Here is a 17,107-nt window from a genome sequence, read left to right as displayed (position 1 = left end):
CGCCTCACACTATGGGATCGTGAACGGTCACCAATTTGGTGCCATCAGGAAAAGTCACTTCAACTTGCACGTCGTGGATCATGCTCGGCACGCCGTCCATCACATCATCAACCGTGAGAATTGTGCGTCCAAAATCCATCAATTCTGCAACGGTGCGACCGTCTCTCGCGCCCTCCATAATGGCGGCGCTGATCAGGGCGACGGCTTCAGGGTAATTGAGCTTCAACCCTCGATCTTTTCGCCGCTCCGCCAGCAATGCCGCTGTAAAGAGCATGAGTTTGTCTTTTTCTCGTGGGGTTAGCTCCATCGTGCTCTCCTCATTGTATTCATCATATTTTCAGCCTTTGCGCTGCGCGTCACTGGTCTAACGTTACGTCCGCCAAATACGGGGAATGTCGGGTATCACACCTGTCCACTCATGTCGCACGCATTGCCATAGGTGTGTGAACACCGCAAACAGCGCTTCCGTTTGTTCACCTAGCGCTCGTACAATCAGCAAACCATCGCACACCGTGAAGCCAACCGTGAGTGCAGGATCGCGCAATTGGAAATCCGCGCGCTGCTCCTCCCACCACGCAACTAATCGCTCGCACAGTGTGTGGCCTTGGCTATCTGAATAACCCTGTTCTGCTTTTCCGTCATACATGATCAAGGTGCCGCAAACGGGAAGGTGCCTCAGTGAAGACGCCGGAAAACGTTGGCTCTCCGCGTTCACACGAAGGCGCTCGCAAAGCAGTAACGCATCATCAACAAACACGCGTGTTAGACCATTGAGATCGCCATGACCAAAAGGCGTCTGTGTTGCTGGTTGCCCTAAGGTCCAAATATCCCAACCAATAAACTGGCAGCTCGATGAGAGCCGAAAATCAGTTTGCGTGGCCAATATCGCGCCAGGAAAAGCGATATTTTCCAGCGGAACCCACTCCAACCGCGCACTCTCGCCAACGTTAAAATGTTGCTCTAATGTCGCGATGCGACCATCAGAGCGGTAGAAACGTGTCGCGCCCGGTGTCGTAAGCAGCACTTGCGCTTCGTCTGATGCAGTGACTTTTACATCAAGAGAATCACCACCAACAACGCCCCCTGGCGGGTGCAATACGTGGCTATGGCAAACGCCGCCCTCTGGGTACAAAGCACGTTGAATCGCCAATGGCCCTCGGTGCGAGCTATGTCGGAGTACGGTTTTGTCTCGGCTCACCTCGTAGCCAAGCACTAACTCTGCTTCCCATCCTCTTACCGGCAAGGACGTTGCAGCAAATGCTTGCTCAGTGGCTTCATCGTTTTTGATGTCTTCGCACTGGGTAACTTGTGTCATGAAACGTCCATCACCTGTTTTTTATTCGTTATCGCCACACGCTATACCGTCAAATAGCGGCGAATAAGTTCGTCTGATAGCGCATCCATTTCGCCACTTGCGACATTCTTACCGCGGTCAACCAAACAAAAATGATCGCCCACCTTGCGGGCGAAAGGCAGTTTCTGCTCCACCAGCAATACCGTCAGTCCCATCTCGCGATTCAGGCGTGTAATGATGTCGCCAATCTCCTGCACGATGTTGGGCTGGATCCCTTCTGTCGGTTCATCCAAAAGCAACAAACTCGGATCAATGACCAAGGCGCGCGCAATCGCAAGTTGCTGCTGCTGGCCGCCTGACAAATCGCCCCCAAATCGACGCTTCATGTCTGCAAGCACCGGAAAGAGTTCATAGATATACGCAGGGATCTTCCTGTCATGCTTCGGGCGAATAGGCAGTCCAATGCGCAGGTTTTCTTCCACGGTTAACATGGGAAAGATCTGACGCCCCTGTGGCACATACCCAACACCGTCTCTCGGCCGCATCTCTGCACGGCTCTTCGCAATGTCTTTGCCATCAACCACAATTTGCCCATCGTCAATCGCAAGCAGCCCCATGATGCTTTCCATCAAGGTGGTTTTGCCGACGCCGTTTCGCCCCATCACCACCGTGCATTTTCCCTTCGGCGCCGTGAGCGATAAATCCCACAATGTTTGGCTGTCGCAGTAACGTTGATTCACGCCAATCACTTCCAGCATGTCGTTTCCTTCTGATCGTTCGTCCATCAATGGACTATTGGCCGAGGTACACTTCTCGTACACGCGCATCGTCTTGAATGGCTTGCATTGTTCCTTCCGCAAGCACATGCCCTTGGTGCAAAACCGTCACCGTTGACGCAATGCTTCTCACGAAGTCCATGTCGTGTTCCACCACCATCACCGAATGCGAACCGGCAAGAGAAAGCAGCAATTCCGCGGTACGGTCCATCTCTTGGTGCGTCATGCCCGCAACAGGCTCATCCACCAGCAACAAGGTGGGTTTTTGCATCAGTAACATGCCAATTTCCAGCCATTGCTTTTGTCCATGTGAGAGCTTTCCAGCGATCATTTTCGACAGCGTTTTTAAGCCTATTAGCTCTAACACTTGTTCGATGTCGCATTTTTGCTCACCGGTTAACACCGCTCGAAACATCTGCCACGTGCCCTTATTACCCGCCATGGCAAGTTCAAGGTTTTCCCACACAGTCAGCGCTTCAAACACGGTGGGTTTTTGGAATTTCCGCCCAACGCCCGCATTGGCAATGTCAGCTTCATCCATCTTGAGCAAATCGAGTCTCTGCCCCAGCCACACTTCCCCTGCGTCTGGACGCGTTTTCCCCGTGATAATGTCCATCATGGTGGTTTTACCCGCGCCATTTGGACCGATGATGCAGCGAAGCTCGCCCTTCTTGATATAGAGGTTTAAATCGTTAATGGCTTTGAAGCCGTCAAACGATTTCGAGACACCTTCGACGTAGAGCAACATGTCATTTTTGATGTCGACCTTGGGGTTGTAAGGCGGTTTGAGGAAGCTAAAGACCTGATCTCTGCGCGTAAAATCTTTCAGAAAACCCGAACCACCTTCGTCCGAATCCAATACATTTTCGCGTTGATGGTCAAAGCCTTGTTGCAATAGTGTTCTTGCCATCATTGGCTCGTCTCCTGCTTCGTCCAAAGCCCTGTTACCCCTTTTGGCAAATACAAGGTGGCCGCAACGAAGAGCGCCCCCAATGCAAATAACCAAATCTCTGGGAATTCAACGGTGAACCAGCTTTTTGCGTAGTTCACAATCACAGCACCAATCACGGCACCGTAAAGCGTTGCGCGTCCGCCAAGGGCGACCCAAACCACGATTTCAATCGACAAGATCGGTGCAAATTCGCCGGGGTTAATGATCCCGACTTGAGGTACATAAAGCGCACCTGCAATCCCTGCAATCGCGGCTGAAACAACAAATAACCAAAGCTTGCTGTTCTCTACAGCAAATCCAACGAAACGTGCGCGAGATTCAGCATCTCTAACGGCAATGGCTAACGCCCCCAATCGGCTGCTGACAATCCCACGGCACAGCAGGTACGTAAGGATCAAGCCGAGGGCTGTTGCCATAAATAAACCGACTCGGGTGGTATCGCTTTGCAAACTAAAGCCAAGGAGATCTTTAAAATCGGTCAGGCCGTTGTTGCCACCAAACCCCATTTCATTGCGGAAAAACGCCAGCATTAAGGCGAACGTCATCGCTTGAGTCATGATGGACAAGTACACACCCGATACCCGCGAACGAAACGCGAGCCAACCGAACACAAACGCAAGTGCACCCGGCACAGCAACCGCCATCACGCAGGCAAACCAAAACTGGTCAAAGCCATGCCAAAACCACGGTAATTCGGTCCAGTTAAGGAACACCATGAAATCCGGCAGAAGCGGGTCGCCATACACACCGCGATCACCCACTTGGCGCATTAAATACATGCCCATGGCGTAACCCCCAAGCGCAAAGAAAGCGCCATGCCCAAGACTCAGAATACCGAGATAGCCCCATACCAAATCGACGGAAAGCGCGAGAATGGCGTAGCAAAGGTATTTACCCAGCAAGGAGACGGTGTAGGTTTCTAGGTGGAATACGTTCCCTGCAGGTACCCATAGATTCAACACCGGCACTAACACAATGCTTAATCCCAATAAGGCAATCAGTGTGGTACTTGGCTTATCAAATAATCGACGGTCCATGATTAGCCCTCCGCCATGCGGCCACGTTGAGGAAAGAGTCCTCTCGGGCGTTTTTGAATAAACAGAATGATGAAGACGAGCACAAGAATTTTGGACAAAACCGCCCCCGCCCAAGGCTCAAGAATTTTGTTGAACACGCCAAGGCTAAGTCCTGCCGCCAACGTTCCCCACAAATTGCCCACACCGCCAAACACCACCACCATGAAAGAATCAATGATGTAGGCTTGACCCATGTTAGGGCCCACATTGGTGAGCTGTGAAAGCGCGACGCCAGCAATGCCTGCAACCCCAGCACCTAGGCCAAAGGTCGCCATATCAACCCACTCAGAGCGCACACCCATTGCGCGTGCCATAGGACGGTTTTGAGAAACGGCGCGCACCTGCAAACCCAGCGGGGTCTTGCGCAGAACAAACAAGAGCGCGAAGAAAACCATTAAGCAGAAGATGATGATGTACGCGCGACTTGCGGTAAGTTGCAGCATCGGTGTCACGTCAATCATGCCAGACATGAATTCAGGCGTGCTGACAGAACGGTTAAGCGGAGAGAAAATCGAGCGAACGGCTTGCTGTAGAATCAAACTGATGCCGAATGTCGCAAGCAAGGTTTCAAGTGGTCTGCCATACAAATGACGTATCACGGTACGTTCAATCAAAATCCCGACCAACCCTGACACCACAAACGCACAAGGGATAGATAAAAGTAGCGACATACCTGTGTAGGCAGGCATGAGTTGTTGCAACACATACGTGGTGTAGGCACCAATCATGATCAGCTCACCGTGTGCCATGTTGATCACGCCCATCACACCGAAGGTAATCGCAAGACCAATGCCCGCGAGCACCAATACTGACCCTAAGCTCAATCCAAAATACAGGGTTTGCGCGACGTTCACGACGCGCTGTTTTTCTTCAAAACTGGCGAGAGCACGCGTGATCGCTTTACTCAATTCACTGTCTTGTGCGCTAAGGTTATTGACGCTTTGCAAGGCTTCATAGGCGTCTGGTAGGCCGGAGTCTTCTAACGTTTTTACTGCCTGTATTTTGTCGCTCGTTTTTGATGAGTTGTTTGTCAGTGTTGAAATGGCTAACGCCACTATCAAGGTGTTTTTAGTGACAGCGTCACTTTCGTTTTCAATGATGGTAGGAAGGCGTTCTGCCAATACGGAATCAATCCCCCCGAGCAGGCGCTTAGCACCGTCGCGCTTGGCATCGAGGTCATCGCCCAACAATGACAAGGTCGCTAATTGCGTGCGTATTTCAGAGCGTATTTTGTTATTGAGCGACACGGCGCGATAGTCTCTTTTCTTCGTAACGTCTTGTTCGCGACCATCTGACAATGCGGCGAGTTTGCTGCCTTTTTTCAAGGGAGTTTGTGCGAGAAACCACAGCGATTTGTCGCTTTTTTTATAAACGATTTGCTTGTTTAACAGCCCTTCTAACAACTGTTGTTTTTGCGTAAGTTCACTGCTGGCAATCTGTTCGACGGCAACTTGCTTGTCCGAAAATTTCTTGCTGGTAAGCAGTGGCGAGATGGCCTCAAGTGTCACGGTTGAAGAATTGGGAAGATCTGTATTTGCAGATACGCTTTTTACAGACAACAGTGCCGTTATCAGACACAAAAAGCAGAATGCCGTGATACGAGGTAGCGGTTTTGTTGAAGCGGAAAACTTCATCTTTCATTCCTTTGAAAAAGTCCTGCTGTTACGGCTACAAATAGATGCAGAGACGATCCGCACAGCAGGGAAAACACAACAGGGTTTAGCAACAAGTGCGCGCGGGTCACGCGCACTTGTTGCCATCAGTTGGAATGAAAAATTATTCGCTCACACCAGAACATTGGCCGGTTGTTACATTGAAGCTGCCGCAAGACATTGGCTTCAACCAGCTTGCAAAGAGGTCTTTCGAACCAGGTAAGAAATCAGACCAAGCATCCCCTGCTACCACATCAGGTGTTTCAAATACCGTGACGAATTGACCATCATCTTGGATCTCGCCAATCAATACAGGCTTCGTAATGTGGTGGTTAGGCATCATGGTCGCGTAGCCGCCAGTGAGGTTGGGTACGGTAACGCCAATGATCGCTTCTTGTACGACATCCGATTTCGTCGTACCGGCTTTCTCTACCGCTTTTGCCCACATGTTGAAGCCCAAGTACGTGGCTTCCATTGGGTCATTGGTGACGCGCTCATCATCTTTGATATACGCATGCCACTTCTCGACAAACGCATCGTTCTCGTCAGTTTCCACGCTCATGAAGTAGTTCCATGCCGCCAAGTGACCCACAAGGGATGACGTATCCATGCCTGAAAGTTCTTCTTCACCCACGGAGAAGGCAACAACCGGAATGTCTTCTGCTTCTATGCCTTGCGCGGCAAGCTCTTTGTAGAACGGCACATTGGCATCACCATTAATGGTAGAGACAACCGCTGTTTTCTTCCCTTTCGCACCAAACTGCTTGATATCCGCCACAATGGACTGCCAATCAGAATGCCCAAACGGGGTGTAATTGATCATGATGTCTTCTTTCGCGACACCTTGATCGATCAGATACGCTTCGAGGATTTTGTTTGTGGTACGTGGGTAAACGTAATCTGTACCTGCCAATACCCAACGCTCAATACCAAGCTCATCTTTCAAATAATCGACGGCAGGAATCGCTTGCTGATTTGGTGCAGCGCCAGTGTAGAAGACGTTTTTAGACGATTCTTCGCCCTCATATTGAACAGGGTAAAACAGTAAGCTATTCAATTCTTCAAACACAGGGAGAACGGATTTGCGAGACACAGACGTCCAGCAACCAAACACCACATCGACTTTTTCTTTTTCGACCAGTTCCCGCGCTTTTTCAGCAAATAGCGGCCAGTTTGATGCAGGATCAACAACAACAGCTTCGAGCTTTTTGCCCAATAGACCGCCTTGTTTGTTTTGCTCTTCAACCATCATAAGCACGGTGTCTTTCAACGTGGTTTCGCTTATCGCCATGGTGCCAGACAGAGAATGCAGCACACCGACTTTGATGGTGTCCTCATCTGCGACTGCTTGGAATGCCAGCCCCATCATCGCCGCCGTACCTAACCATTTTCGTGCAAGAGATTGTCCTTTCATTGCTAACGCTCCTTTTTATTTAACTGACAGTGCTATCAGCAAAAGGTCGGCCAAAAATGTGCGATGCCTCGAATATATTTTCATCCTTCTGTTTTAATTACATTAAATCTACAAACACCTTACATGCCCAAATGGAAGCAAGATCGCCAGATGCATGTCTATGGTGCATTGCATGGACAGATCGCACCAATTTAGCGTTACCAAAAATACATCCTAGAAACACAGCAAGCTCTAGGGCATTTCTCAAAGGAGGGCGTGCGGAATGAATCCACTCAGGCTAGGCTTTCGTAATGGTGAGTGTTACAGGAGGCAATGCTATGCACTTACTACTCACGATATGTCTTGTGCTGTTTGCAGGGTTTGGAGCCGTTCCAAACGCATCAGCGTATCCCGAATATGGGCTCATCAAATCACACCGCACTTTGTTGTTTTTCGCGCCGAGTAAAGACGAGAAAGTGGAAGCTTTTGAACGCCAAATGTTGATCCACGGCTGCCAAATGGATGATCGTGATTTGCATCCAGTGATTCTGAATATTCAAGATCTCGCTGATTCGCGTGGAATTTTCACGCCCGAAGAAATTCTGGAAATGTACGACAAGTACAGCGTCGCCAATGAAGAACACATCGCCGTGCTGATCGGCAAAGATGGTACTGAGAAATTTCGCTGGCATCACAATGTCGATATTGAAGAGTTGGTGAAAGTGATTGACAACATGCCGATGCGCCGCCGTGAGATGACCCGACGAGTCAGTCGTTGTAGTGCCTAGCTGACAATTGCATCCGACTTTGCGACCTTCGCTAACAAACCAGCACTGCCCTTTGAAATGCTGACATTAAATCATTACCGTCGATAGCACTTCTCCAAACCAACGACGGTAACACATGGAATTGCAACAAAACTTCAGGATAATGGCGCGGTATAATCAACGCATTAACCAACGACTATTAACAGTGTGTAGCGCGTTGACACACGAACAACTTACTGAACAGACGCACTCTTTCTTCCCTAGCTTGCTTGATCACTGGAACCATATTTTATTTGGGGATTTGATCATGCTTCAGCGACTTGCTGGTAGCGGTGTTGCTGGACTTAATGCATCAACGCTCGAAGGCTTACCCGTTTCAAGACGCATTCACGACACGTTCGCGACCCAACTCGATGCGCTCATCCCACTTCGCCAACGCGTTGATAACATTATTCTCGAGATGGTAGAGAACCTAACGGATGACGTCACTTCCCAGACCTTTCATTACATCAATACCGAAGGCGTGAAGATGACTAAGTTGGTCGGGGAATGCTGCCAACATGTGTTTAACCATCAAACGCACCATCGTGGACAATTAACCTGCTTACTCAGCCAGCGTGGCTTGGATTATGGCTGTATGGACCTTCCAATGATCGTCCCTGAAGGCGGTGCGGTGTAATGTCCTGTTAGTGAAGACATTGTGTTGAAAAAAAAAACCGCTGAGTCATTCAGCGGTTTTTTGTTTTGTGTTTTCCGAACATCATGGCGGAAAGACACTGACAAAAAGATTTGTTACTTAAGATCGAACCGATCAAGCTCCATCACTTTCACCCAGGCCGCAACAAAATCACTCAAGAATTTTCCTTTGGCATCTTCTGTGGCATATACCTCTGCAAGCGCGCGAAGTTGTGAGTTAGAACCAAATACAAGATCAGCGCGTGTGCCTGTCCAACGTAGTGCACCGGTTGCACGATCTCGCCCTTCAAACACATGGTCACCGTCAACAGGCTTCCATTCCACACCCATATCCAGCAGGTTAACGAAGAAATCGTTGGTCAGTGCTTCAGGGGTTTCGGTGAACACACCATGACAATGGCCGCCCGCATTGGTGTTAAGCACACGCAGACCACCCACTAACACGGTCAATTCTGGTGCAGTTAGCGTCAGCAACTGCGCACGGTCGATAAGCAGTGCTTCTGCTGATACGGTGTATTTCGCTTTCTGATAGTTACGGAAACCGTCCGCTTCTGGCTCCAACACAGAGAATGAATTCACATCCGTCTGATCTTGGCTCGCATCAGTACGACCTGGCGTAAATGGCACAGAGATATTTTGACCAGCTTGTTTTGCGGCTTTTTCAACACCAACACCACCCGAAAGAACAATCACATCAGCCAGTGATACACCCTTGTTGCCAGATTGCGCGTTATTGAAATCACGTTGAACACCTTCAAGCTTGCTCAATACATTGGCAAGTTGCGCAGGTTGGTTCACATCCCAATCTTTCTGAGGCGCCAATGCGATGCGCGCACCATTTGCACCACCACGTTTGTCTGATCCACGGAAGGTAGAAGCAGATGCCCAAGCGGTTGACACCAACTCTGACACAGTCAGGCCCGTTGCATCGATGCTGGCTTTCAGCGTCGCAACGTCTGCATCATCAAGTGGGGCGTATTCATTTGCAGGGACAGGATCTTGCCAAATTAATACTTCACTTGGGATATCAGACCCTAGATAGCGTGAATGCGGCCCTAAATCACGGTGCGTCAGTTTAAACCAAGCGCGAGCAAAGGCATCCGCGAACGCTTCTGGGTTTTGGTGGAAGCGACGAGAAATCTTCTCATACGCTGGATCGAAGCGCAGTGAGAGGTCAGTCGTCAGCATGGTTGGAAGCTGGTACTTTCCTGCTTCAAATGCATCTGGAATGTCAGCTTTTGCATCTTTTGCCACCCATTGATGTGCACCTGCCGGACTCTTCGTGAGTTCCCATTCATAGCCGAACAGGTTATCGAAGAAGTAGTTCGTCCACTGCGTAGGCGCTTGTGTCCACGTCACTTCAAGGCCACTGGTAATGGCATCACCCGCTTTACCCGAACCATGTGTGCTCGCCCAGCCTAGCCCTTGAAGTTCAATTGACGCTTCTTCTGGTGCTGCGCCTACCAGTGCCGCATCACCTGCGCCGTGGGTTTTACCGAAAGTGTGCCCACCCGCAATCAGGGCGACGGTTTCTTCATCATCCATTGCCATACGCGCAAAGGTTTCACGAATATCAATGGCTGCCGCCACTGGATCTGGGTTACCGTTTGGCCCTTCCGGATTAACGTAGATCAAGCCCATTTGCACCGCAGCCAGTGGATCTTCTAGTTCACGATCGCCTTTATAGCGCTCGTCGTCTAGCCACGTTTTTTCAGTGCCCCAGTAAACATCTTCTTCTGGTGCCCAGATGTCTTCACGACCACCTGCAAAACCAAAGGTTTTGAATCCCATCGATTCAAGTGCGACATTCCCCGTCAGGATCAACAAGTCTGCCCACGAGATTTTCTGACCGTATTTTTGCTTGATCGGCCAAAGCAAACGACGTGCTTTGTCCAAGTTGCCATTGTCTGGCCAACTGTTTACAGGCGCGAAACGTTGGTTACCTGTACCCGCACCACCACGACCATCAGAAGTACGATACGTACCTGCACTGTGCCAAGACATGCGCACAAACAACGGACCGTAGTGACCGAAATCTGCAGGCCACCACTCTTGAGAATCTGTCATAAGATCGTGAAGATCTTTTTTCACGGCATCTAAATCTAAGCTTGCAAATGCTTCGCGATAATTAAAATTCGCTCCCAATGGATTCGACTCGGGAGTGTGTTGATGCAAAATATCGATACGAAGCTGATTTGGCCACCAATCACGGTTTGTAGTACCGCCACCCGCTAACGGATGAAAAGGGCATTTGCTCACATCAGACATGGTTTACCTCCAAGGTTTTTATTATGTCGCATCTTGTCGACTGCTTTAGGTATAGCCCGTTAGAAAGAAGCAAGCCAATAGGTTATTCCTACATCTTTGATAGGTATTATCGATGCATCACAAAAAACCCATTAAATCATTTAATATCAACGAGTTAATTAAATTTAAACTGTCTCAATTTGGTGACACTGATATCATTAAATTGTAGGTAATTTGTCATTCCTATCCAACTTATTAAACAAGGTTCTGTAAGCAAGTTGCATGAAAAAAGCCCTGCAATACAGGGCTTCGACTCAAGGTGCCAATTGAGTGAAAATTTGTAGCGTTACAATGAACGCTTACATTAGCTGCCAAGGGCCATTTGCAGATCCTGGCGTGTCCCCTTTTGTCCACCATTTCGCTTTGTAGGTTTCACCTTGGAAGTTTACCTGATCGCCACCGTTGTAAACTTTGTCAGAGCGCCAATCTTTCAGTGAGCCATCGTCAAACTCTGCCCAAACAGACGCTTTGCCGGGTTCTTCACCTTTGGTCCACCATTTTGCAGTGAACTCAACGCCGTTATGAATGACTTTGTCACCCGTGTTGTAGACCTTATTAGCATCCCAGGTGCTGTCCGTCGGGCCTGTGTCACCTTTCACGTTAACAGTCACTGTCGAAGAGTCTGCGTCTGATCCATCAGTCACCATCACGACAACCGATATTACGCTGTCTTTATCAGATGCTGGTGCTGTTACGGTCACAACCGCAGAGTTACCGTTTTGAGCAACCACACCTTCGCTTGCAGTAAAGGTCAATGCATCGCCTTCCGCATCAGACGCTGAAACCGAAATATCGACAGACTCACCCGCGTTAACAGAAACAGAGGCAGGAACAGTCAATACTGGTGGTGTGTTTTCTACAACACCCGAGCCTTTCACATTCACGGTCACGCTTGCAACGTCAGATTTTTTACCGTCAGTGACTGTCACAGTGATGGTGTCAGTAAGGTCTGTAGCGGTGTTCGGTGCTTTGTAAGTGACGGTCGCAGTGCCATCACCATTATCGAGCACATCCGCGCCAGTTGCAGAGAACGACAACGCATCGCCGTCTGCATCTTTCGCTGATACTGCAAAGCTAATCACTTGACCTGAATCTGCCGCCTGCGCACCTGGTACTGAGATAACCGGTGCTTCATTTGGCAACACATTTACACTGAACACATCATCAATTTGTTGTGCTAATGGTGACTTCAGGTTGGTACATTCTTTCAGCTTGGAACCGTGATTGATAAAGGTGCCTTCACACTGAATATCACCATGCACCTGCCAAACGATAATACCGCCAAGGTCGTTATTCACGACATACTCCGCTTTCTTACGAATGGCCTCTTCATCGTCATAGCTCAAGAAGTACTTTCCTTTCACCGCATAAGGCACTTCTGCGTTGGCATCCCAGAAATGTTCCCAGCCGTTTTGCTTGATGATGTAGTTGTAGTTGGGTTGGCCTTCGAACGCTTTCCAGTTATCTAAATCCACAGAAGATTCAGTTGGGCCATCAACAGAGAAGTTCACTGTGCGCTTGTCCGTTGGCGCGCCCAAGTAAGCCGTTGTTTCTTTTGTTTGAACACCACGGCCGTAGAACGCAGCGCCGAAGTTAATCTTGTTCAATGGAATACCACGTGCTTGCATCCAAACGCGCAAGTCATCCAAGGTCAATCCATCAAACTCTTCTTCTGGGTATGGGTAAAGTGGCGAGTTATGACCCGTGACGTTCGACCAACCACCGTTAAGGTCGTAGGTCATCATGTTGAAGTAATCCATCGAGTTCGACAGACGATTCCAATCGTAGCCTTCAAGCGCTGCTGGCACAGCTTTAAACGCTGCCGTCAGCAGTTTGTCATCCCCAATACGTGCACGAATGTCTTCCATCAACTGTTCAAAGTTGGCGTAATCAACGTCAGTACCCGTGAAATTCATGCCGCCAGAACCCGGGAATTCCCAGTCAATATCGATACCATGGAAGCCCAACGCCATTAGACGATCAACGTCTTTCAGGAAGCGTTCTTTCATCACAGGGTTAGCCGCCATTTCTGGGAAGTGCTTTGACATACTCCAGCCACCAATGGACGCCATGACCTTCACGCCTTTTTGGTTCGCCAAATCAATCAAGCCCGGCGCGCCACCTTCTTTTTTCAGTGGAATAGGCATTTGGCCTGTCACGCCTGATGGTGTGTGTTTCCAACCGCGACCGTCTTTTACAAATCCTTGAGCTTGCACTTTGGCGAGTTGATCAGCCTGCCACGGTTCGTTTCCTGGGTATTCGTGAACATATTCCAGCTCACCCCATAAAATGTGGAAATCCCAGCTAGAGTAAACATCCGGGTGCAAAAGTGGACCGGGTTCTTGAACGGATCCATCTTGGTAGATGTTTTTGTTACGAAGGTCGCCACTGTGCATGGAGCCATCTTTCGCAACACCAAAGAAGCTAAAGTTCAAAATGGAGTAGATATCCATATCTACGTTAAGGTGTGTGGCTTCGCCTTTTACGCTAAAGCCAGCATCCGTGCCTTTCCACGCTTCCCACTGCGTCAAATAACCGATAACGGCTTTGTCGTGTGTAGGCGCAGCATGCAGGGAGGCGCTCATCGCTAGCGCACTCGCAACACATGTTGCTACAGCGCAGACCTTAAGTTTCTTATTCATATTGTTTTTTTCTCCACGTCATGGATTCATGTTTTGTCTCACTTTTAATAATCTTTCATCACTTAATTTTTTACGCGAATAATAAATTCAAACTTTGGTATCAATGTTCGAAATGAAAACAGTCAGTTACATTTGTTTCCTAAAAACTTTGCAGGAGTTCGATATCAACCAGGGGAAATTTGACGGGGAAACACCAAGAAAAAAGAAAGGCTAATTGCTATATATATCAGTAATTTTTACTCAAAATCACAGTAATTGAGTGGTGAAAAACACCACGTAAACAGCTTGTTACTGGTGATGTGTAAATAGCCCTCTCTAGTGGTTCACAGTTTTAAAGCAATGCGCTGAATACAGGTAAAAATGGCGTGAAGTGGGCAAGAATTCGTAGGTGGCAGGTAAAAAAAATCTCCGCCAGTGCGCTAACAAGACGGAGATAAGTCACAACGGAATCGCGTAAACTAAATAATAGTGAGTGTAAGTAGTGCTGCTTTAGCACAATGTAGATATAGCAAACGGTATACCAACTTAACAAAATCACATTTACCAATTATATTTCAATAATTTGAAGATATTCAGGCTGATATTTACCGCTTTACTGAAAATGGTTTGCTAACTACTGGCGCGCATAATGCGCCAAGTTGGGGCATTCAATATTACGACAGAGTATTGATTGTTTTGAGATGGTCTCTCCCCACTCTCTTGCGCCAATACCAGAGAAGGTTAACCAACCTCTCATTGATCACATCTTGTTGCTGATTATCATTTCCATTCTTTCTCTCGCTTCTGGATAATGATGCTTTCCTGCCAGGTCGGCACTTTTTAAGGACAACAACAGGTTTGAAAATGTCTAATTACATTCTCGCTTTGGTCATTATTTTTATTCTCGGCTTCATCTATTTCAATAAACAAAAAGCCGCTAAATTGGCAGAAGAGAACATTGCTGCTGGCACCTTGTTCATGCAAGAAAACGCGAAATTGGATGGCGTAAAAACCACAGCTTCTGGCATTCAGTACCTTGTATTGGAGGCAGGTTCTGGTGAAGAGCACCCTACCGCAACCACGCGCGTTAAAGTGCATTACCACGGCACATTGATCGACGGTACTGTCTTTGATAGCTCCGTTGAGCGTGGAGAGCCAATTGAGTTTGGTTTGAACCAAGTCATTAAAGGTTGGACTGAAGGCGTTCAATTGATGGTGAAAGGTGAGAAGACCCGCTTTTTCATCCCAGCAGAGTTGGCGTATGGCAATTCTTCGGCTGGCATCATTAAGCCAGGTTCAACCCTGATTTTTGAGGTTGAGCTGTTAGATTTCTAATCTCGCGCCTCGTTCAGTAACAAACACAAGAAGGCCGCATTTCTGCGGCCTTCTTCTATTTTGAATGCACTGTCAGCTTTCACTGAAAAAATGCACTGCGCATTATGCTGCGGTTTCAGTGCTTTCTAAACGTTCGGCTCTTTCCTTCGCCCAATCGACAGCGTCTTCTAAAGGAAGCGGTTTAGAGAAGAAGTACCCTTGGCAGATATCAATGCCACAGCTTTTAACAAAGGCGGTTTCTTGTTCTGTTTCAACGCCTTCTGCCACCAAGGCACAGCCAGTTACGTCGCTGATTTTCGCCAACAGTTGATACAGGTTTTGACCGCGCTCTTCTTTTGCGTCAATCAGCAACGAGCGATCCAGTTTCACCTTATCAAAGTTGAATTTCAGCAAGTGTGCGAACGACGCATAACCCGAACCAAAATCATCGATCGCCACTTTCACACCCAGCGCTTGTAGCGCATCAATATTGCGCCTCACTTGGTTATGGTCTTCAAGAATGGCTTCTTCCGTCACCTCAATTTCAAGCGCGCTAGCAGGCAGTACATAGTGATCCAGACGTTCTGCAACGTACTCAACAAACCCTTGACGAGAGATGGTTTCTACACACACGTTAATGCCGATTTTACACCCTGAGGCAATCGGCATTTTGTTCATGTCAGCCATCACCAAATCAATCACCATATGATCAAGCTGATTCATTGCGCCTAGTTCATTGAAGTCTTGAATGAACACAGGTGGCAGCATATTCCCTTTTTCGTCTTTGTAACGAACCAAGGATTCAAACGCCAAGTGATTCTCATTGTTCAGGTGCACTTGCGGTTGGTAATACATCACGAATTCGCCTTTGCTGAGCATTTGGCTCACACGACGGCTCACTTCATGCTTGCTGATGTAACTTCCCATCGAACGATGCACATCCCCTAAAAAGCTCTTCAGGGTCGTTTTTTCAAGTTCTTGCTGGTGCAGCATGGCCTTACTATCAATGACGCTTCGACCCGCATAATGCAGGTAAAATGGTCGATATACTAAGATGCCTACAGTAACGACAACGATTTGTAAAAACACACCACTCATGCTGTTTTGCGTCGCCACATAGCCACTGAAAAACGGCGGTGTCATCCAATGCACAATGGCTTCGACCGGATTAACAAGCCCTGACCACATAGCACCATACACAATGACAAAGCTAACCAATGGCACCAGAACAAACGGCACAATCAATGTTGGGTTGAAGATAACAGGCAAACCAAACAGCAAGAGTTCATTGATGTTAAACATCACCAAAGGCAATGCCGAGAGCGCCAACGTAATATGGCGACGTTCTTTAGAGAACAATAAGATGCATAGCAACAAGCTCAGAGAGTTACCTGACCCCCCAATTTGCATAAACGCATCGTAAAACCCCTGACCAAGAATATTTAGCGGCGCTTCACCCGCATGGAAAGCAGCAATGTTCGCCTGCGTGCTTTCATACAAGCTCTGTTTTACACCAAACAGGAAGTTATGGCCGTTGATGCCAATTGCACCTAACAGTCCCAGAATAAACTGGTACGCCAAACCACCCCCTATGGTGAGTGGGTTAAAGTCGATATCTGCGCGAACAACGTCCATCACTTCGAGAAATGACGTTGTTAACCCAGACAGCGCTACCGTCAGCAACAAGAAGCCAAAGAAGTGCGCAACCTGCTTGTATAGATCTTTCACAAAATCGATGCGTGACGGATCCAGAGGATAAAGCCTGAACGACACACAGCAAGACGCAGAAATGATGGCTGTCACTAGCGCAACTAAGGGGTTATTTGGCAACCCAGTGCTGTCAGCGACAAGCCCATTGGTGAGCGACACTGATAAGTACATCAGAAATGCATACGGAACGACCACCATAGGGTTGATACTGTGCTTGCTCGACAGGTAATACGTCGTAACAATACAAAGCACGCTTGGGTAGATACCAATCAGCAAATCTGAGAAATAGAAAAACTTCTTCGCCAGCTCAGGGAAATCAGAAATATTTAGAGCGTGACCAACAAATATCGAAATCGCATTACAAATGGTGAGGGGCAGAAGTAGAAGAAAGACGATCGATAAGTCACGGATATAGGTGTCGTAGCAATAACGCAACGAAGGCGGTTTCCACATAGACTGAGAATGTTCACACGAAAGGTCAAAAAAGTTGGCGGATTATATATGCGACCTATATCACTAGCAATCAAAATAGACAGTGAAAATGAGATT

Annotated in this window: 13 protein-coding genes; 3 read left to right on the top strand and 10 right to left on the bottom strand. The window is 48.2% G+C overall.

The genetic code is table 11. The annotated features are described in order from the left end of the window. Positions 1-4 precede the first annotated feature (4 nt). The 7 genes from ureA to urtA form a co-directional block, all read right to left on the bottom strand. The gene (gene ureA, locus BM082_RS01170) at positions 5-307 is read right to left on the bottom strand and encodes an urease subunit gamma (RefSeq protein WP_017011572.1); all 303 of its coding nucleotides are present in this window, start codon (positions 305-307) and stop codon (positions 5-7) included. Between the two features lie 63 nt (positions 308-370). Further along, positions 371-1,315 (bottom strand): urease accessory protein UreD, encoded by a 945-nt coding sequence (locus tag BM082_RS01165; RefSeq protein WP_074924952.1) that lies wholly within the window; start codon positions 1,313-1,315, stop codon positions 371-373. Positions 1,316-1,356: 41 nt separating this feature from the next. Next, on the bottom strand, positions 1,357-2,052 hold the full coding sequence (gene urtE, locus BM082_RS01160) for an urea ABC transporter ATP-binding subunit UrtE (protein ID WP_074924950.1): 696 nt from the start codon (positions 2,050-2,052) through the stop codon (positions 1,357-1,359). Between the two features lie 34 nt (positions 2,053-2,086). Further along, positions 2,087-2,983: an urea ABC transporter ATP-binding protein UrtD gene (urtD, locus tag BM082_RS01155; RefSeq protein ID WP_074924948.1), complete on the bottom strand. Its 897-nt coding sequence runs from the start codon at positions 2,981-2,983 to the stop codon at positions 2,087-2,089. Further along, positions 2,980-4,059: an urea ABC transporter permease subunit UrtC gene (urtC, locus tag BM082_RS01150; protein WP_074924947.1), complete on the bottom strand. Its 1,080-nt coding sequence runs from the start codon at positions 4,057-4,059 to the stop codon at positions 2,980-2,982. Before urtC ends, urtD begins: the two co-directional genes overlap by 4 nt. 2 nt (positions 4,060-4,061) lie before the next feature. Then, on the bottom strand, positions 4,062-5,732 hold the full coding sequence (gene urtB, locus BM082_RS01145; RefSeq protein WP_017015498.1) for an urea ABC transporter permease subunit UrtB: 1,671 nt from the start codon (positions 5,730-5,732) through the stop codon (positions 4,062-4,064). A 142-nt stretch (positions 5,733-5,874) separates the two neighbouring features. Beyond that, positions 5,875-7,164, bottom strand: a complete 1,290-nt coding sequence (gene urtA, locus BM082_RS01140; RefSeq protein ID WP_017015497.1) for an urea ABC transporter substrate-binding protein — start codon at positions 7,162-7,164, stop codon at positions 5,875-5,877. Positions 7,165-7,481: 317 nt separating this feature from the next. On the opposite strand from urtA, the gene BM082_RS01135 reads away from it, so the two are divergent. After that, the gene (locus BM082_RS01135; RefSeq protein WP_074924945.1) at positions 7,482-7,931 is read left to right on the top strand and encodes a DUF4174 domain-containing protein; all 450 of its coding nucleotides are present in this window, start codon (positions 7,482-7,484) and stop codon (positions 7,929-7,931) included. 115 nt (positions 7,932-8,046) lie between these two features. Beyond that, entirely contained in the window at positions 8,047-8,589 is a 543-nt protein-coding gene (locus BM082_RS01130; protein WP_074924943.1) for a DinB family protein, read from the top strand. Between the two features lie 113 nt (positions 8,590-8,702). On the opposite strand, the gene katG is transcribed toward BM082_RS01130, so the two are convergent. Further along, entirely contained in the window at positions 8,703-10,874 is a 2,172-nt protein-coding gene (katG, locus tag BM082_RS01125) for a catalase/peroxidase HPI (protein ID WP_017015494.1), read from the bottom strand. Between the two features lie 338 nt (positions 10,875-11,212). Next, positions 11,213-13,555, bottom strand: a complete 2,343-nt coding sequence (locus BM082_RS01120; protein WP_074924941.1) for a glycosyl hydrolase family 18 protein — start codon at positions 13,553-13,555, stop codon at positions 11,213-11,215. Positions 13,556-14,398: 843 nt separating this feature from the next. On the opposite strand from BM082_RS01120, the gene bamJ reads away from it, so the two are divergent. Beyond that, the gene (bamJ, locus tag BM082_RS01115; RefSeq protein WP_017015491.1) at positions 14,399-14,869 is read left to right on the top strand and encodes a BamJ family beta-barrel-assembly machinery protein; all 471 of its coding nucleotides are present in this window, start codon (positions 14,399-14,401) and stop codon (positions 14,867-14,869) included. 102 nt (positions 14,870-14,971) lie between these two features. On the opposite strand, the gene BM082_RS01110 is transcribed toward bamJ, so the two are convergent. Continuing rightward, positions 14,972-17,011 carry an EAL domain-containing protein gene (locus BM082_RS01110; RefSeq protein ID WP_074924940.1) on the bottom strand — a complete coding sequence of 680 codons (2,040 nt, stop codon included), beginning with the start codon at positions 17,009-17,011 and terminating at the stop codon, positions 14,972-14,974. Positions 17,012-17,107: the final 96 nt, after the last annotated feature.

It is taken from the genome of Enterovibrio norvegicus DSM 15893, assembly GCF_900115495.1.
Classification (GTDB): Bacteria; Pseudomonadota; Gammaproteobacteria; order Enterobacterales; family Vibrionaceae; genus Enterovibrio; species Enterovibrio norvegicus.
The sequence above is the reverse complement of the archived record's forward strand: the minus strand, read 5'-3'. Positions and strand labels throughout refer to the sequence as shown.